General features: G+C 66.4%; 16 protein-coding genes. 12 read left to right on the forward strand and 4 right to left on the reverse strand.

Annotated elements, in window-relative coordinates; all coding sequences use genetic code 11:
- Positions 1–110: 110 nt before the first annotated feature.
- Together clpA and MT490_RS04440 are read right to left on the reverse strand one after the other, a co-directional pair.
- On the reverse strand, positions 111–2,432 hold the full coding sequence (clpA, locus tag MT490_RS04435; RefSeq protein WP_297384618.1) for an ATP-dependent Clp protease ATP-binding subunit ClpA: 2,322 nt from the start codon (positions 2,430–2,432) through the stop codon (positions 111–113).
- Positions 2,433–2,570: 138 nt separating this feature from the next.
- Entirely contained in the window at positions 2,571–2,768 is a 198-nt protein-coding gene (locus MT490_RS04440) for a DUF1192 domain-containing protein (protein WP_297384619.1), read from the reverse strand.
- Between the two features lie 78 nt (positions 2,769–2,846).
- Between MT490_RS04440 and MT490_RS04445 the strand changes: the two genes are divergently transcribed.
- Positions 2,847–3,845 (forward strand): NAD(P)H-quinone oxidoreductase, encoded by a 999-nt coding sequence (locus MT490_RS04445; RefSeq protein WP_297384620.1) that lies wholly within the window; start codon positions 2,847–2,849, stop codon positions 3,843–3,845.
- Between the two features lie 195 nt (positions 3,846–4,040).
- Here MT490_RS04445 and MT490_RS04450 read toward each other — a convergent pair whose 3' ends face one another.
- On the reverse strand, positions 4,041–4,478 hold the full coding sequence (locus tag MT490_RS04450) for a hypothetical protein (protein ID WP_297384621.1): 438 nt from the start codon (positions 4,476–4,478) through the stop codon (positions 4,041–4,043).
- Between the two features lie 94 nt (positions 4,479–4,572).
- On the opposite strand from MT490_RS04450, the gene MT490_RS04455 reads away from it, so the two are divergent.
- From MT490_RS04455 to MT490_RS04485, 7 genes are all read left to right on the forward strand, one after another.
- Positions 4,573–5,148, forward strand: a complete 576-nt coding sequence (locus tag MT490_RS04455; protein ID WP_297384622.1) for a hypothetical protein — start codon at positions 4,573–4,575, stop codon at positions 5,146–5,148.
- A gap of 126 nt (positions 5,149–5,274) precedes the next feature.
- On the forward strand, positions 5,275–5,892 hold the full coding sequence (locus tag MT490_RS04460; RefSeq protein WP_297384623.1) for a YqiJ family protein: 618 nt from the start codon (positions 5,275–5,277) through the stop codon (positions 5,890–5,892).
- A gap of 4 nt (positions 5,893–5,896) precedes the next feature.
- Positions 5,897–7,597, forward strand: coding sequence for a flotillin domain-containing protein (locus MT490_RS04465; protein WP_297384625.1), 1,701 nt, complete (start codon positions 5,897–5,899; stop codon positions 7,595–7,597).
- 111 nt (positions 7,598–7,708) lie between these two features.
- The gene (locus MT490_RS04470) at positions 7,709–8,326 is read left to right on the forward strand and encodes a glutathione S-transferase family protein (protein WP_297384627.1); all 618 of its coding nucleotides are present in this window, start codon (positions 7,709–7,711) and stop codon (positions 8,324–8,326) included.
- Between the two features lie 684 nt (positions 8,327–9,010).
- Positions 9,011–9,886: a UDP-2,3-diacylglucosamine diphosphatase gene (locus tag MT490_RS04475; RefSeq protein ID WP_297384629.1), complete on the forward strand. Its 876-nt coding sequence runs from the start codon at positions 9,011–9,013 to the stop codon at positions 9,884–9,886.
- A 23-nt stretch (positions 9,887–9,909) separates the two neighbouring features.
- Complete coding sequence (locus MT490_RS04480; RefSeq protein ID WP_297384646.1) at positions 9,910–10,932, forward strand: glycosyltransferase family 1 protein; 1,023 nt, start codon at positions 9,910–9,912, stop codon at positions 10,930–10,932.
- Between the two features lie 108 nt (positions 10,933–11,040).
- Positions 11,041–11,721 carry a DUF1013 domain-containing protein gene (locus MT490_RS04485; RefSeq protein ID WP_297384631.1) on the forward strand — a complete coding sequence of 227 codons (681 nt, stop codon included), beginning with the start codon at positions 11,041–11,043 and terminating at the stop codon, positions 11,719–11,721.
- A gap of 195 nt (positions 11,722–11,916) precedes the next feature.
- Here the strand turns inward: MT490_RS04485 and MT490_RS04490 are convergent, their stop codons facing one another.
- Positions 11,917–13,053 (reverse strand): acyl-CoA dehydrogenase family protein, encoded by a 1,137-nt coding sequence (locus MT490_RS04490; RefSeq protein WP_297384633.1) that lies wholly within the window; start codon positions 13,051–13,053, stop codon positions 11,917–11,919.
- Between the two features lie 128 nt (positions 13,054–13,181).
- Here MT490_RS04490 and MT490_RS04495 point away from each other — a divergent pair, with 128 nt between their 5' ends.
- The 4 genes from MT490_RS04495 to MT490_RS04510 all read left to right on the forward strand — a co-directional run bounded on the left by MT490_RS04495 (position 13,182) and on the right by MT490_RS04510 (position 16,718).
- On the forward strand, positions 13,182–13,865 hold the full coding sequence (locus tag MT490_RS04495) for a helix-turn-helix domain-containing protein (RefSeq protein WP_297384634.1): 684 nt from the start codon (positions 13,182–13,184) through the stop codon (positions 13,863–13,865).
- 81 nt (positions 13,866–13,946) lie between these two features.
- Complete coding sequence (locus MT490_RS04500; RefSeq protein ID WP_297384636.1) at positions 13,947–14,807, forward strand: dienelactone hydrolase family protein; 861 nt, start codon at positions 13,947–13,949, stop codon at positions 14,805–14,807.
- A 61-nt stretch (positions 14,808–14,868) separates the two neighbouring features.
- Positions 14,869–15,495, forward strand: coding sequence for a glutathione S-transferase family protein (locus MT490_RS04505; protein WP_297384638.1), 627 nt, complete (start codon positions 14,869–14,871; stop codon positions 15,493–15,495).
- 149 nt (positions 15,496–15,644) lie between these two features.
- On the forward strand, positions 15,645–16,718 hold the full coding sequence (locus MT490_RS04510; RefSeq protein WP_297384640.1) for a type I restriction endonuclease: 1,074 nt from the start codon (positions 15,645–15,647) through the stop codon (positions 16,716–16,718).
- Positions 16,719–16,814: the final 96 nt, after the last annotated feature.

The raw sequence follows: 16,814 nt of genomic DNA on the forward strand, positions 1-16,814 counted from the left end.
GCGGTGAACCGGACCTGCGACGACGGTCCCGGTTGTCGCGACGAGTACAGGCAAAAGGAAACGGGCCCGGAGTCGCCCCCGAGCCCGTCGCTTCGTTCCTGCGTCGAAGCTTACTTCGCTTCGACCTTCTCCGCTTTCTTGCCGCCGCCCTTTTTGGGCTTGGGCGCGGCGGGGATGGTCTCGAAGACGAGCGCGCCGTCCTTGAGCTTGACGTTGACTTCGCCGCCATGGACGAGCTTGCCGAACAGCAATTCCTCGGCGAGCGGCTGCTTGATCTTCTCCTGGATCAGGCGGCCCATCGGACGCGCGCCATAGAGCTTGTCGTAGCCGCGATCGGTGAGCCAGGTCTTGGCCTCGTCGTCGAGCTGGATGTGGACGCCGCGATCCGCCAGCTGGAGCTCGAGCTGGAGGATGAACTTGTCCACCACCCGCGCGACGATCTCCGGCGGCAGATAGCCGAACGGCACGATCGCATCGAGGCGGTTGCGGAATTCGGGGGTGAACAGGTTCTTCACCGCCTCTTCCTGCACGTCCTCGCGGCTGATGTTGCCGAAGCCGACGCTCTCCTTGGCCATGTCCGACGCGCCGGCGTTGGTGGTCATGATCAGGATGGTGTTCCTGAAATCGACCGTCTTGCCGTGGTGGTCGGTGAGCTTGCCGTTGTCCATCACCTGTAACAGGATGTTGAACAGGTCCGGATGCGCCTTCTCGATCTCGTCGAGCAGCAGCACCGAATGCGGCTGCTGGTCGACCGCGTCGGTAAGCAGGCCGCCCTGATCATAGCCGACATAGCCCGGAGGCGCGCCGATCAGGCGGCTCACCGAGTGGCGCTCCATATATTCGGACATGTCGAAGCGCTGGAGCGGGATGCCGAGCAGCTCGGCGAGCTGCTTCGCCACCTCCGTCTTGCCGACGCCGGTCGGGCCCGAGAACAGATAATTGCCGATCGGCTTGTCGGGGTCGCGAAGGCCCGCGCGGCTGAGCTTGATCGCCGAGCTCAGCACCTCGATCGCCTTGTCCTGGCCGAACACCACGCGCTTCAGATCGGTCTCGAGATTGGCGAGCACGCGCGTGTCGTCGGACGAGACCGACTTGGCGGGGATGCGCGCCATCGTCGCGATGACCTGCTCGATCTCCTTGGGCGTGATCACCTTCTTGCGCTTGGACGGCGCCACCAGCATCTGCATCGCGCCCACCTCGTCGATCACGTCGATCGCCTTGTCGGGCAGCTTGCGGTCGTTGATGTAGCGCGCGCTGAGCTCGACCGCCGACTTGATCGCGTCGGGCGTGTACTTCACCGAATGGTGCTGCTCGAACGCCGAGCGCAGCCCCGCGAGGATCTTGACCGTATCCTCGATCGTCGGCTCGTTGACGTCGATCTTCTGGAAGCGCCGGAGCAAGGCCCGGTCCTTCTCGAAGTGGTTGCGGAATTCCTTGTAGGTGGTCGAGCCGATGCAACGGATCGAGCCGCCCGACAACGCCGGCTTGAGCAGGTTCGACGCGTCCATCGCGCCGCCCGAGGTCGCGCCCGCGCCGATCACCGTGTGGATCTCGTCGATGAAGAGCACCGCGTGGGGAAGCTTCTCGAGCTCGCCCACGACCTGCTTGAGCCGCTCCTCGAAATCGCCGCGATAGCGCGTGCCGGCGAGCAGCGCGCCCATGTCGAGCGAGTAGATCACGGCTTCCTTGAGCACGTCGGGGACGTTGCCCTCGACGATCTTGCGCGCGAGCCCCTCGGCGATCGCGGTCTTGCCCACGCCGGGATCGCCCACATAGAGCGGGTTGTTCTTCGAACGGCGGCAGAGGATCTGGACGGTGCGGTCGACCTCGGCCGCGCGGCCGATCAGCGGATCGACCTTGCCGGCCTTGGCCTTCTCGTTGAGGTCGACGGTGAACTGCTTGAGCGCGCTCTCGCCCTTGCCCGACTTGGTCTCGGACTTGGCCGCCTTCTCCTCCTCGGTGCCCTTGGGCGTGGTCGCCTCGCTCGTGGTCGCGCCCTTGCCGACGCCGTGGCTGATGAAGCTCACCGCGTCGAGCCGGCTCATGTCCTGCTGCTGCAGGAAATAGACCGCATAGCTCTCGCGCTCGCTGAACAAAGCGACGAGCACGTTGGCGCCGGTCACTTCGTCGCGGCCCGAGGACTGGACGTGGAGGATCGCGCGCTGGACGACGCGCTGGAAGCCGCTGGTCGGCGAAGGATCGGTCGAGTTCTCGACCTTGAGTGCCTCGAGCTCGGTGTCGAGATAGTGCGCGACGGTGTTGCGCAGGTCCCCCAGCTCGACGCCGCACGCGCTCATCACCTTCGAGGCATGCTCGTCGTCGACGAGCGCCAGCAGCAGATGCTCGAGCGTCGCATATTCGTGGCGGCGGGAGGACGCGGCCTCCAGTGCCTTGTGCAGGGTCGATTCGAGGGCGGAGGCGAAACTAGGCATTCGGATACAACTCCAGTGGGCCCGAAAGGATACATGGCCCGTTTCCGACAATGTCGGGATCGGCAGGCCCCGCATCAAGCGCAGCGGCCCCGCACCGGAGTTTCTGGCGTGTCGCCCCATCTCCGGTGCACGTCACGCTCATCTCTTAAATAGAGCGTCCGCGCTTGCGCGGTGGTTAACGGCGTGTTGAATTTTGCTTCTGCACCGCGCAATTTCGCTTTCCAGCAGCGCGATGCGTTCGTTCAGCTCGTCGACCGAGAGCGGGGCGAGATCCTGCTTGCCCAGCTGGACCGCGAGGTCGTCCTTGCGACGCGGCAGATTTTCGTCGGCGTCCATAAGGGGGAACGTTGACCGCGCCATGGGCGATGTCAATAAGACGCAGGAATTCTCCTGAGGGCGAAAAGCGACAAACGGATGATCGTCCCCGAAACGATGCGCGCCATCGATCCCGAAAAACCCGGCGGTCCGGAAGTTCTCGTCCCCGTCCAACGCCCCGTGCCGAAGCCCGGCGAGGGCGAGGTGCTGATCAAGGTCGCGGCCGCGGGGATCAACCGGCCCGAGGTGATGCAGCGGATGGGACTGTATCCGCCGCCGCCCGGCGCGCCGTCGATCCTCGGGCTGGAGGCCGCGGGCACGATCGTCGCTGTCGGTGCCGAAGTCGCGCCCGAGCTGATCGGCCAGCAGGTCTGCGCATTGGTCAGCGGCGGCGCCTATGCCGACTATGTCGTCGCGCCCGTCGGCCAGTGCCTGCCGGTGCCGCCCGCGCTGACGATGGTCGAGGCGGCGGCGATGCCCGAGGCGCTCTTCACCGTCTGGACCAACGTGTTCGAGCGCGCCTACGCCGCCGACGGCGACTGGCTGCTCGTCCATGGCGGCACCAGCGGCATCGGCATGATGGCGATCGCGCTCGCCCGGCTGTTCCGCCTGACCGTGCTGGTCACCGCGGGATCCGACGCCAAATGCGAAGCCGCGCGCGCGGCCGGCGCCGCCGATGCGATCAACTACCGGACCGAGGATTTCGTCGAGCGGGTGAAGCATATCACCGGCGGCCGCGGCGTCGACATCGTGCTCGACATGATCGGCGGCGACTATGTCCCGCGCAACCTCGAATGCCTCGCCGAGGAGGGACGCCACGTCTCGATCGCGGTCCAGCGCGGCATGGAGGCGACGATTCCGCTCTGGCAGGTGATGCGCAAGCGGCTCGTCCTCACCGGATCGACGCTGCGCGCGCGCGACGCGACCTTCAAGAGCCTGGTGGCCGACGAGCTCTCGCGCGCGGTCTGGCCGCATGTCGAGCAGGGGCGATTGAAGCCGGTGATCGATTCGACCTTCCCGCTGGCCCGGGCCGCCGACGCCCACCGCCGGATGGAATCGGGCGAGCATATCGGCAAGATCGTGCTGACGGTGGAATAGGGCAGGCCAAGGTTTTTTCCTCTCCCTTTGGGAGAGGTAGCGAAGCTTGGCAGCTTGCTGCCTAGCGTAGCTTGGTAAGGGGTTCCCGGACTATCGAGAGGTCGAAACCCCTCACCCAGCTCCGACTAAGCCTCTGCTTCGCAGAGACTAAGTCTGCGCAACCCTCTCCCTATGGGAGAGGAACGCTGCTGGGCTTCACCCCGCCTTGCGCAGCATCGGCTGCCCGGCCGCGAGCCGTTCCGCCGCCGGCAGGAACTCGCTTTCCTCCCATTCGCGGCGGACCGCCATCATGCGGATCTGGGCGCGCACCGCGAGGCGATATTCGCGCGGATCGGCGGCGATCGCCTCCATCGTCCATTGCCCCATATGCGCGATGCCCGATTGCCGCATCGACAGCAGGTCGCTGGTGTAGCGCCGGGCGAGGGCGCGGTCATAGGGATCGGTACTCGCGCTGAGCGGCGCCAGCGCCAGCCGCGCCTCGTTGCCGAGGTGGCGAGCAACCGCCTGCGCCATCTCGCGCCGCACGGCGATCAGTTCCGGCATATGCGGCGGGTCGAAAGCCGCGACCTCGATCAGCTTCTCGCCGATCCTGAAAAGTTCACGATGTTCTTCGTAGAGATCTTGCACTGTCATGGGCCGCTCCTGCGGAGTCTTATAGGAGGGCGCGGGCACCGGCTGGCGCGCCGGCAATAATTTGTTAAGCTGCGGCAAAATTCCGGGGGGAAGAATGCTGCGAAACGTCTTCGGGGGCGCGCTCATCGTCTTGCTCGCCGTCATCCTGCTGATGTCGAACCGCGATTGGGTGTTGAGCGACCAGCACCGCGCCGTCGCCGACATAGCCGCCCTTCCCGAGGGGCAGGGCGAGATCCTCTCCGACCTCGAGCGCATCGTCCGCGGATATGGCGTCCATGTCCCGCGCGAGCCCACCAAGGCGCAGAAGCTCTACCGGTTTCTCGTGCTCGCCGGCCGCGTGCCGCCCGCCCAGATCGGGATCGACTATGAGCGGCCGCGCTACGGCTATTCGGTGCGCGAATGGACTTTTCTCGGCATGCCCTTCGCCTGGTACACCGAATATGGCTTCGTGCTCTATTCGAACAACCGCTGGGAACTGGTCGAGACGCCGCTGATCGATGCGGGACACGAGATGCTGATGAAGGAAGTCGGGCGCGACCTGCGGCAGGGCTTCTTCTTCCCCTTCTGGGCGCATGCCTGGGGCTGGCTCTACGTCGCCGCGGTGGCGCTCTACGGCTGGCTCTATCACCGCGCGATCGTGCGCCGGCGCGAGGAACTCGGGATCATCTGAACGTGCCGCGCGGTCGTGAAAGAAGCCGCCGGCCTCCCGGTTCGATACCCATGATCGCCGGCCGATTTCGCTAGAGCAAAGTTGGATGCAGCCTTAGACTTGCGCTCGATTCGGGGGAGTGGGGAAGTGCTTTCGTTTCTTGCGGCATCGGAGAATGTCGCCTTCGTCACGGCGATAGTCCTGATGTTGCTCATCGGTCTGGTGCAGCTGGTCGGCCTCGGCCATTTCGCGGGCGGCGATGTGCATGCGGATATCCACGCCGACGCCGATCTGCTGAGCTGGCTGGGCGTGGGACGGCTGCCGCTGCTGATGCTCCTCGTCGTCTTCCTGGCGATCTTCGGCGTCGCCGGGCTGATCCTCCAGCAGGCGGTCTCGGACTGGGCCGGCGCGCCGCTCGACGCGTGGATCGCCGTTCCCGCCGTGGCCGTCGCATCGCTCCCGATCACCGGTTTCGCGGCACGCGGCCTCGCCCGCATCCTGCCGCGCGATCACACCACCGCCGTGCCGCTCGAAGTGCTGATCGGCACCACCGCGCAGGTGGTCACCGGGCGCGCCACGCTCGGCTCGCCCGCGCGTGCCCGCGCCGAGGACCATCACGGCCAGGCCCATTACGTCATGGTCGAGCCCGACCGTAGCGGACAGGTCTTCGAGGAGGGCGAGCGCGTGCTGCTCGTCCGCCGCGAGGGCGATCTGTTCCGTGCCATCTCCCGCGGCGATTTCCGCCTGCCGAGCCTCGAAAGTTGAAACGATGAACGATCTCGTCCCCCAGGAAGCGACTTCGATGCTTCCCTATTTCATCTATGCCGGCGTCGCGCTTGCCGCGCTGCTGATCCTCGGGCTGATCCTCGCGCGGCTCTACAAGCGCGCCTCGAAGGAGATCGGCTTCGTCCGCACCGGCTTCGGCGGCGAGAAAGTGGTGATCAACGGTGGCGCGTTGGTGCTGCCGGTGTTCCACGAGACGATGCCGGTCAACATGAACACGGTGCGGCTCGCGGTCGAGCGCAAGAATTCGGACGCGCTGATCACGCTCGATCGGCTGCGCATCGACGTGAAGGCCGAATTCTACGTCCGCGTGAAGCCCGATGCGCAGGCCATCGCCACCGCCGCGCAGACGCTTGGCATGCGCACGATGCATCCGGACGCGCTCAAAGAGCTGGTCGAAGGCAAGTTCGTCGACGCGCTGCGCTCGGTCGCGGCGGGGATGACGATGGCGCAGCTCCACGAGCAGCGCGCCGAATTCGTCCAGAAGGTGCAGCAGGTCTCGTCGGTCGATCTGGCGATGAACGGGCTCGAGCTCGAATCGGTCTCGCTGACCGGTCTCGACCAGACTTCGATCGAGCATTTCAACGCCAACAATGCGTTCGACGCCGAGGGTCTTACCAAGCTCACCGAGCAGATCGAGCTGCGCAAGAAGGCGCGCAACGACATCGAGCAGGACACCCGCGTCCAGATTGAGACCAAGAATCTCGAGGCGCAGCGCCAGTCCTTCCTGATCGGCCGCGACACCGAGTTCGCCCGATTGGAGCAGGAGCGTGAGGTCGAGATGCGCCGCGCCGCGCAGGCCGCCGAAGTCGCGCGCGAGCAGTCGCTCCGGCAGCAGGAAGCCGATCAGGCGCGGATCGAGGCCAAGAAGCTGGTCGACGCGCAGCAGATCGAAGCCGATCGCGCGGTGCAGGAGGCGAAGATCGCGCAGACCCAGGCGCTTGAGCTCGCCCGGCAGGAACAGCAGATCGCCGTCCAGAACAAGAGTCGCGAGGAAAGCCAGGCCAAGGCCAAGGCCGACGAGGCGCGCGCCGAGGCGGTGGTCGCCGAGGAACGCGTCGGCACTGCGCGCGAGGCCGAGGTCGCCGAGCGCCAGAAGCGCATCGAACTGATCGATGCCGCCCGCGAAGCCGAGCGCGCGGCGATCGGGATCAAGGTCCAGGCCGAGGCCGAGAAGTCCGCCGCCGCCGACCGCGCCGAGGCCGCGCGCCTCGCCGCCGAGGGCGAGGCCGAGGCCGCCAAGCTGCGCGCCGAGGCCGATCGCGTGCGCTTCGAAGTCGAGGCGGCGGGCCAGCGCGCAGTCAACGAGGCGGCGAACATCCTGTCCTCGGACCAGGTGTCGCTTCAGACCAAGATGGCGCTGCTCAAGGTGTTGCCCGAAGTGATCCGCGAGGCGTCGAAGCCGCTCGAGGCGATCGATTCGATCAAGATCGTCCAGGTCGACGGGCTCACCGGGCGCGGCGGCAGCGTGGGCGTCGGCGCCGCGAACGATGGCGATGGCGAGCGCAACCTCGCCAATTCGGCGGTGTCGGCGGCTTTGCGCTATCGCGCGCAGGCGCCGGTGATCGACGGGCTGATGAAGGAGCTCGGCTTCGACGGCAGCTCGCTCGACACGCTGGTGGCCAGCGCCACCGCCGATCCCGCGCCGGTCGCTCCGCCGCAGCCGCCGGTGCAGGCCGCCGAATAGCGTTGGGGCGCCGGCGATAAGCGCACCTTATCGCTGGCGCACGGCTATTTGTTTGACGCCGGGCGCGCGGACCGCACAAAGGCGCCGCACCAATTCAAGGGGGAGCGTCTCATGGGTCCGTTCGTGCTGCACGAATATGCGCTGTCGGGGAATTGCTACAAGATCCGCCTCACCGCGGCGCATGTCGGGCTTCCGCTCGAGCGGCGGCAGTACGACATCCTCAAGGGCGAGACGCGCACCGCGCAGTTCCTCTCGGAGGTCAATGCCAATGGGCGCATCCCGGTGCTCCAGATCGGCGACGACTTCCTGCCCGAGAGCAATGCCGCGGCCTTCTATCTGGCGGACGGTAGCGACCTGATTCCCGCCGATCGCTTCGAGCGCGCCGACCTGCTGCGCTGGCTGTTCTGGGAGCAATACAACCACGAGCCCAACATCGCGACGGTGCGTTTCTGGCGGACCGTGGTGGGCGAGGCGAATCTGGCCGAGCTCCAGCGCGCCCAATTGCCCGGCAAGATCGCCGCGGGCGAGGCGGCACTCGCGCTGATGGACGAGCATCTCGGGCGGCGCGACTTCCTCGTGCTCGACCGGCTGACGCTCGCCGACATCGTCCTCTACGCCTATACCCATGTCGCCGAGGAGGGCGGTTTCGACCTCCGGCCCTATCCGAACGTCCGCGCATGGCTGGCGCGCGTCGCGGCGCAGCCGGGGCATGTCGCGATCACCGATTGAGGGGCTCGCTCCCGTCGCCCGGCCCATAGCGGGGAGGCATAGGACGAGTAATGCAAGATCTTGCATATGTCGCTTTTGTCCAATCGCGCAAGCGGACTAGCGCGTAGAAGGATGGGCGATCGAGGTTCCGCAGGCGGGGCCTTGGGAGCCCGGTCGGGTTTCCGGCCGGGCTCCATTCGCCACTTGGTCTTTCCGGGCAGGATTGCTCGCGCGCCACACATGGGCGCGGAGATGCCCCGCGCCATGGGCGAGATCGTGGATGCCGGTTGAACTTGGAGATCTGAAACGTGCGCAAATGCGTCTACGACGGTTCCCGGGCGCTCCCGCTGAGCGCGGCTCGGCAGGAACTCGCCCGTTGGCTGGCGGGCTTGCGCGAGGTGGGTAGGGTGCTCTTTCCGGAAGAGGCTGCGGTTCGCCGGTCTCGCATTTCTTCGAGCGAGGGGCGGTCCGCGAACCGGATCCCTGGCGATCGCTAGCGGGCCCTTGCCGCCATCAAGCCCCTCCCCTTCAGGGGAGGGGCTAAGAAGGGCAAATGGTCACCGTTCGCGATTTATGAGGTCCCGGCGCTCGCCAGGGTGACGATTGTCCGCATTCCGTAGTCGTACGGACGCCCTCAACGATTCCGATTGTAACATTCCCCCGGCATAGGCGCCTGCAGGACAAGGCTCCCGCGGGGGAATGATCATGGCAACGATCACCAGGCTTCCGTTCGACGCAGCGCAATTCGCGGACTTTCACGCGATTCAGCCGACCATCCCCGAGCGGACGATCGCCGGGCGCCGGCAATATCGCACCGTATGGATCTCCGACGTTCATCTCGGCACGCGCGGCTGCAACGCGGAGATGCTCATCGATTTCCTCGACCATGTCGACAGCGAGACGATGTATCTGGTCGGCGACATCATCGACGGCTGGGCGCTCAAGAAGCGCTTCTACTGGCCCGACGCCCATAACGACATCGTCTGGCGCGTGCTCAAGCGCGCCAAGCGCGGCACCCGCATCGTCTACATCCCCGGCAATCACGACGAGATGTTCCGCCAGTTCTCGGGGCTCCATTTCGGCGGCGTCGAGATCACACGCCAGGCGATCCACGAGACCGCCGACGGCAAACGCCTGCTCGTTCTCCACGGCGACGAGTTCGACGCGATCACGCTCTCGCACCGCTGGCTCGCGCATCTGGGCGATGCAGCGTACGAGGCGATGATGGCGCTCAACCGCTGGCTCAACAGCGTCCGGCGGCTGTTCAACCTGCCTTATTGGTCGCTCAGCAAATACGCCAAGCAGAAGGTCAAGAACGCCGTCTCCTTCATCTCCAAGTTCGAGGAAGTCGTCGCGCACGAGGCGGCGCATCGCGGAATCGACGGTGTCGTTGCCGGGCACATCCACAAGGCGGAGATGCGCGAGATCCAGGGCGTGGAATATTATAATGACGGCGATTGGGTGGAGGGTTGCACCGCGCTCGTCGAGCATTACGACGGTACCATGGAAATTCTCCATTGGGCCGACGAGATAGCGGCGCGCGATGCGCCCGGATCCGAGGCCAGACTAGAGGCGGCGTGACGGCGGCGGCGGGGGTCGACGAGGTGCGCATCGCGATCGTGACCGATGCCTGGGAGCCCCAGGTCAACGGCGTCGTCCGCACGCTCCAGTCCGTCCGGCGCGTGCTGGAGGCGCAGGGGCACCGGGTCGAGGTGATCTCGCCCGACCGTTTCTATTCGCTGCCATGTCCGACCTATCCCGAGATCCGCCTCGCGCTCGCCAGCACCGGCAGCGTCGGCGCGATGCTCGAGCAATTCCGCCCCAATGCGATCCATCTCGCCACCGAAGGCCCGCTCTGCGTCGCCGCGCGGCGCTGGTGCCTGCGCAACGACATGCCCTTCACCACGGCGTATCATACCCAGTTCCCCGATTATGTCTCGGCGCGCTCGGGCGTCCCCGCCGAATGGATCTGGCGCTATATCCGCTGGTTCCACGCGCCGAGCCAGGCGATCCTCGCCTCGACGCCGTCGATCCGCGAATCCCTGGTCTCCCACGGCCTCGCCAAGGTGAAGCATTGGGGCAGGGGCGTGGACCTCGCCAATTTCCGCCCCGGTCTCGCGCCGCATCCGGCGATGGCGGACCTCGAAGGCCCGGTGCAGCTCTATGTCGGCCGCGTCGCCATCGAGAAGAATCTCGAGGCGTTCCTCAAGACCGCGCATCCCGGTACCAAGGTCGTGGTCGGCGACGGGCCTGCCCGCGCTGCGCTCGAGGCGCGCTTTCCCGAGGCGAAGTTCCTCGGCCCGATGTTCGGCACGGAACTCGCCTCGGCCTATGCCGCCGCCGACGTGTTCGTCTTCCCCAGCAAGACCGATACGTTCGGCCTCGTGATGATCGAGGCGCTGGCCTGCGGCGTGCCGGTTGCCGCCTATCCGGTCACCGGCCCGATCGACGTGCTGACGCCGGAGACCGGCGCGATGGACGCCGATCTCACCACCGCCATCGCCGCGGCCCTGACCCGCGACCGGCAGGCATGCGCCGCTTATGGCCGCAGCTTCACCTGGGAAGCGAGCGCGCGCCAGTTCCTCGCCGCGCTCTGGCCGATGGACGATCACGAAGCGGCGGCATAGATTTCTCCGGGCGCCTCCCGCCTTGCTCTTCGCCGCATACCGCAGTAAGTCGATCTGGTGACGTGGCCGCCCGTGATGGGCGGCCCTTATTGTTTCTGGAGATGAAAAGTGGCCCAGCCGCTGATGCCGCATGCGACCGCTTCCTGGCTGGTCGACAATACTTCGCTCTCGTTCGAGCAGATCGCCGAGTTCTGCGGGCTCCATATCCTCGAGATCCAGGCGATCGCCGACGATACCGCCGCGACCAAGCTCACCGGCCGCGATCCGGTCCGCGCACACGAGCTGACGATGGACGAGATCGAGAAGGGCCAGGCCAATCCCGATTACCGGCTCCAGATGCTCAAGGGCCCCGACCAGGTCCGCCGTACCAAGGGCCCGCGCTACACGCCGGTCTCCAAGCGCCAGGACAAGCCCGACGGCATCGCCTGGATCCTGCGCAACCATCCCGAGATTTCGGACGGCGCGATCGGCAAGCTGATCGGCACCACGCGCACCACGATCGCCGCGATCCGTGACCGCAGCCACTGGAACATCGCCAACATCACCCCGAAGGATCCGGTCACCCTGGGCCTGACCTCGCAGCGCGAGCTCGACGCCCTCGTCGCCAAGGCTGCCAAGGCCGCGGGCATCGAGGCGCCGACCGATACCCGGCTCGAGGGCGACCGCGAGGCGCTGATCGAGCAGCTCCGCGCCGAGCGCACCGCCGCCGCCCACGCCGCCGAGGCAGGCGAGGGCGGCGAGGAGACCGGCCCGGTCGAGCACACCGCCGAGACGCTGTTCCGTCAGTAAGCGGGGCGATCACGTACATTGGCATCCGGCTCCCCTCCCTGAAAGGGAGGGGATCAAGGGGTGGGTTTTGAAGCGGCCGGGGCTCGATGCCCCGGCCGCTTCATTTCAGCAGCGTGGCGCGTGAGTCTTTTGGGCGCGCAGACGCGCGCACCCACCCCCATCCCCTCCCTGCAAGCAGGGAGGGGCGTTTTGCGGCTACCCATCGATATCCACCCCCAGCGCGATGCGCCCGGCCAAGTCGAGCTGCGGCCCGAGCTGCAGCGGGTGGAAGCGCGCGCCCTGGACGTCGCGCAGGGCGCGTTCCAGCCCTGCCTTGCGATAGAAGGACGCGCCGCCGGCAAGCTCAATCGCCCGCTCGACCGTCTCGATCGCGCCGCGCCCGACCAGCGTCCGCCGGATCATCGCGCTGCTGCTCGTCTCCGGGCCCGGCGCGCCCGTCTCGGCGATCTCGATCATCGACCGGAGTGCCAGGTCCATCGCGGCATGAGCGTTCTCCATCTCGCCCGCACGGCGGATGAGGTCAGCATCGGCCTTGCGTCCGCGTACGATCGTCAGCGCTGCCGAGCGCGCGCCGTCGGCGACGCCGGCATAGGCCGAATAGATCGGCGCGAAGGCGATCATGCTGATCACGTGGAACAGCATGTGCCACTTGCCCTGCGGCCGCCGCCCGGCGATCCCCGCATCGGCGACGAACACCTGATCGAGCACCACGTCGTGCGATCCGGTGCCGCGCATGCCGAGCACGTGCCAGCTGTCGGCGATCGTCACGCCCTCGCCGCGCAGCGGCACCGCGAAGTGGAGCACGGTGGGGCCCCCCTCGGCATCGGCATGGATCGCGCTGGTCATCAGCAGGTCGCCGGCCTGGCAACCGCTCGAAAAGGCCTTGCGCGCGTCGATGCGGAAGCCGCCGTCCACCTTGGTCGCGGTGCCGCCGCTCGCCAGCCAGTCCGAGCCGCCGCTCGATACCAAGGCGAGATCCTCGGCCGCGACTCGCTTGAGCAGCCCGTCGGTCGGCGCGCCCTGGTGGCGCCAGCGCCACGCCGCCGCGGCGACGAGGTGCGTGTGCATCGAAAAGGCCAGGGCGGTCGATCCGCAGGCGGCGCCGAGCACGCGGATCGCCGCGCAGATCTCCCCCAGCGACGCGCCGCCGCCGCCCAGCTCGGCGGGCACCAGCGCCTTGAAGAAGCCGGCTTCCTTCAGCGCGGCAAAGCCCTGGTCGACGAAGCTCTCTTCGGCATCGTGCCGGTCGGCGAGCGGCGCGATCCGTTCGGCGATGGCATGCGCTTCGTCGATCCAGTCACGCGTCTTGGGTGCATCCATGGTCATCAACATCTTTCTCTCCACGATTTGGCTGTGAGACCAGATTGCGGAGCCGGGCGATTCCATCCAGTTCAGAAACTGAACTTGCCCGGTACAGATACTGTACTAAACTCCTGCGCGAGTTTGAAGGGAAACGCAGGGTGACCCAGGGGAGCTACAAGCAATTCTGCCCCGTCGCGATGGCGGCGGAGATCCTCTGCACGCGGTGGACGGTGGTGCTCCTGCGCGAGATGTTCGCCGGCTCGACGCGCTTCAACGATCTGCGCCGCGGCGTCCCGCGCATGTCGCCGGCCCTGCTGTCGCAGCGGTTGAAGGAACTGGAGGAAGCGGGGATCGTGGCGCGCGACCACGCCGATGGCGAATATCGCCTCACCGAGGCGGGCCGCGAGCTCCAGCCGATCGTCGAGGCCTTCGGCATCTGGGGGCAGCGCTGGGTCGGCAGCGAGCTCTCGCTCCAGCATCTCGATGCGCAATTGCTGATGTGGGACATGCGGCGCAACCTCGATCCGACTCCGCTTCCGCCGCGGCGATCGGTCATTCAGTTCCGTTTCCCCGAATTGTCCGATGCGCGGCGGCGCTGGTGGCTGCTGGTCGACCCGGAGCAGGAAGTCGACCTCTGCGCGATCGATCCGGGGTTCGATGTCGACCTCTTCGTCTCCGCCGATCTCCGCGCGATGACGGAGATCTGGATGGGGTACGAGACCGTCCAGCGCGCCGTCGACCGCGGCAAGGTGATCCTCGCCGGCGATCCGCGCCTCGCGACGAACATGCAGCATTGGCTGGGGCTCAGCCCCTTCGCGAAGCACGCGCGGCAGGCCGCCTGACGGGCGTGTCGCCGGGCACAGCTTGCGTGTAGCTTCCTCGCGCACGACTCGGGACGCCCGAGCGAAAGCGCAGGAGGGTGCATGTGTGACGAACTGACCGTCGCCGACAATGAACGGTTCCTGGCGGATGCGATGTCCCGCCGGGCATTCGGGGCCGCCGCCGCCGCCGTGGGTATCGGGGTGCTGCTGCCCAGCCCCGCCAACGCGCTCGCCGTCAAGGGACGCGACGTCACCATCAAGACGCCGGACGGCGTCGCCGACGCCTATTTCGTCGCGCCCGCCACCGGCAAGCATCCCGCCGTACTCGTCTGGCCCGACATCATGGGCCTGCGCCCCGCCTTCCGCCAGATGGCCGACCGGCTGGCCGAATCGGGCTATGCCGTACTCACCGTCAACCAGTTCTACCGCTCGACCAAGGCGCCGTTCCTCAAGCCGGGCGAATCCTATGACCAGCCCGAGGTGCGCGCGAAGATCGCGCCGTGGCGCGACGCGCTCACCGGTGCGGCGGTGACCAGCGACGGCAAGGCGTTCGTCGCCTGGCTCGACAAGCAGCCCGAGGTCAATCGCAAGTGCGGCGTCGGCAGCACCGGCTATTGCATGGGCGGGCCGATGGTGATGCGCACGGCGGCGGGCACGCCCGGCCGGGTGCGTGCGGGCGCGACCTTCCATGGCGGCGGGCTCGCGGCCGACGACATGCTCGCGCTGATCCCGCAGATGAAGGCGCATTACCTCATCGCGATCGCCGCGAACGACGACGAGCGCGCGCCCGGCGACAAGGACAAATTGCGCGCGGCCTTCGCGACCGCGAAGCTTCCCGCCGAGATCGAAGTCTATCAGGGCGCGATTCACGGCTGGTGCCCGCCCGACAGCCGCGTCTACAATCAGGCCCAGGCCGAACGCGCCTGGGCCCGGCTGCTGCACCTCTTCAAGACGGCGCTGTAGCGGGTTGACGCGCCCGCGCGATTTCGTTCATGATATGTTCCAACTGAACAGGGGCAGGACGATGGCGGACGATCTGGTTTTCTACACCAATCCCCAATCGCGCGGGCGCATCGTCCGCTGGATGCTCGAGGAAGTGGGCGCGGACTATCGCGCCGAGGTCGTCGACTATGCGACCAGGATGAAGGGCGCGGACTATCTCGCGATCAACCCGATGGGGAAGGTTCCCACGATCGTCCATCACGGCAAGGTGGTCACCGAATGCGCGGCGATCTGCGCCTATCTGGCCGAAGCCTTTCCCGAAGCCGGACTGGCGCCGCGTCCCGAGGAACGCGCCGATTACTATCGCTGGCTGTTCTTTGCCGCCGGCCCGGTCGAGCAGGCGGTGACCAACAATTTCGCCAAGTTCGATCCCTCGCCCGAACAGGCGCGGGCGTTCGGCTATGGCAATTACGCGACGACGGTCGATGTGCTCGAGCGGGCGGTGGCGGCGCACGACTATATCGCCGGCGATCGCTTCACGGCGGCCGATGTCTATGTCGGATCGGCAGTGGGCTGGGGTGTCTTGTTCGGCACGCTGCCGAAGCGCGATGCGTTCACGGCCTATTTCGAGCGGCTGAGCGGCCGCGAGGCCTATCGGCGCGCGGCGGCGAAGGATGATGCGCTGGTCAAGGAGCAGGCGCCGGCCTGAGCGCGACATTGTTTACCACGATATTTGCCATATCGCTCATGATCAGATCGATTCTTCCTATGTTCTTCATGCCGTTGCATGCAATCTTTGGTGTTGCACTTTAAGCGATAATGGGCTGACTTCCTCCTGTTCATTGGGGGGAGTGGACCATGGATCTTGCTACGAAGCTGGTGGAACTCGAGAAGCGCACGGTGCAGCATCGGGAGTTGTTGCTTACCGAGGAGGCTGCCAAGACGGCGTTGGTGATGCCGTTCCTGCAGGCCTTGGGATATGACGTCTTCAATCCTTCCGAGGTTATCCCGGAATTTACCGCGGACGTCGGGATCAAGAAGGGCGAGAAGGTGGACTATGCGCTCTGCATAGAGGGCAAGCTGAGCATATTGGTGGAATGCAAGCCGTCTTCGGGCGGTCTCGAACTGAAGCACGCGTCTCAGCTTTACCGGTACTTCTCGACGACCGACGCGCGTGTCGCGATCCTGACGAACGGAGTGGTCTATCAATTCTATTCGGACATCGATCAGCCTAATCGAATGGACGATAAGCCCTTCTTCGTATTCTCGCTGGATGCGATGCGCCGTTCGGACCCGGCGACGCTGGAGCGTTTCACCAAGGCGCAGTTCAGCATCGACGCGATCGTCGCCGAGGCGGGGCGGCTCAAGCTCCAGTCGCAGGTGCGGATCGAGCTCGAGAAGGAATTCGCCTCGCCGTCGGACGAGCTCGTCCGGCTGATCGCCGGGCGCGTGCAGAATGGGCGGATGACGGCGGCGGCGAAGGAGCAGTTCGGCGCCACGCTCGCGCATTCGATCGCGGCCCTGATCCACGACCGCGTCAACGAGAGGCTCACTTCGGCGCTGAACGTCGCCAATCCCGCGCCCGACATGATCGAGGACGGGGAAAGCGACGACATGTCCGCGGGGGAAGGGATCGTCACGTCCGAGGACGAGATCGGGGGCTTCCGGATCGTACAGGCCATCTGCGCGCGGCACGTCGACCCGAAACGCATCGTGATACGCGACTCGAAATCCTATTGTGCCGTCCTGTTGGACGACAATAACCGCAAATCCCTTGCGCGGCTGCACTTCAACAGCCCGACGACGCGGTATGTCGGCACGTTTTGCGGCAAGGACGAAGCGCGGCATCCGGTCAGCGCGCTTACCGACGTCTACAAGCTCGAGCGGCTGATCATCCAGCGGCTGCGGGAACTCGAGGGTCTGGGGGGCTAGGAGGTATCGACATTCAGCCTGGGATCCGGACTCGCCTAAGCCAGGCCCGTCATCCCGGAAGTTAGGCTTTCCCGGAAAACCGCCAAGGTTTTCCGT

This window comes from Sphingomonas sp. (assembly GCF_026460985.1).
Classification (GTDB): Bacteria; Pseudomonadota; Alphaproteobacteria; order Sphingomonadales; family Sphingomonadaceae; genus Sphingomonas.

Bases quoted from the DNA above. Each gene is read 5' to 3' on its own strand.
- clpA (WP_297384618.1), bottom strand. From the start codon at position 2,432: ATGCCTAGTTTCGCCTCCGCCCTCGAATCGACCCTGCACAAGGCACTG.
- MT490_RS04440 (WP_297384619.1), bottom strand. From the start codon at position 2,768: ATGGACGCCGACGAAAATCTGCCGCGTCGCAAGGACGACCTCGCGGTC.
- MT490_RS04445 (WP_297384620.1), top strand. From the start codon at position 2,847: ATGATCGTCCCCGAAACGATGCGCGCCATCGATCCCGAAAAACCCGGC.
- MT490_RS04450 (WP_297384621.1), bottom strand. From the start codon at position 4,478: ATGACAGTGCAAGATCTCTACGAAGAACATCGTGAACTTTTCAGGATC.
- MT490_RS04455 (WP_297384622.1), top strand. From the start codon at position 4,573: ATGCTGCGAAACGTCTTCGGGGGCGCGCTCATCGTCTTGCTCGCCGTC.
- MT490_RS04465 (WP_297384625.1), top strand. From the start codon at position 5,897: ATGAACGATCTCGTCCCCCAGGAAGCGACTTCGATGCTTCCCTATTTC.
- MT490_RS04470 (WP_297384627.1), top strand. From the start codon at position 7,709: ATGGGTCCGTTCGTGCTGCACGAATATGCGCTGTCGGGGAATTGCTAC.
- MT490_RS04475 (WP_297384629.1), top strand. From the start codon at position 9,011: ATGGCAACGATCACCAGGCTTCCGTTCGACGCAGCGCAATTCGCGGAC.
- MT490_RS04490 (WP_297384633.1), bottom strand. From the start codon at position 13,053: ATGTTGATGACCATGGATGCACCCAAGACGCGTGACTGGATCGACGAA.
- MT490_RS04500 (WP_297384636.1), top strand. From the start codon at position 13,947: ATGTGTGACGAACTGACCGTCGCCGACAATGAACGGTTCCTGGCGGAT.
- MT490_RS04505 (WP_297384638.1), top strand. From the start codon at position 14,869: ATGGCGGACGATCTGGTTTTCTACACCAATCCCCAATCGCGCGGGCGC.
- MT490_RS04510 (WP_297384640.1), top strand. From the start codon at position 15,645: ATGGATCTTGCTACGAAGCTGGTGGAACTCGAGAAGCGCACGGTGCAG.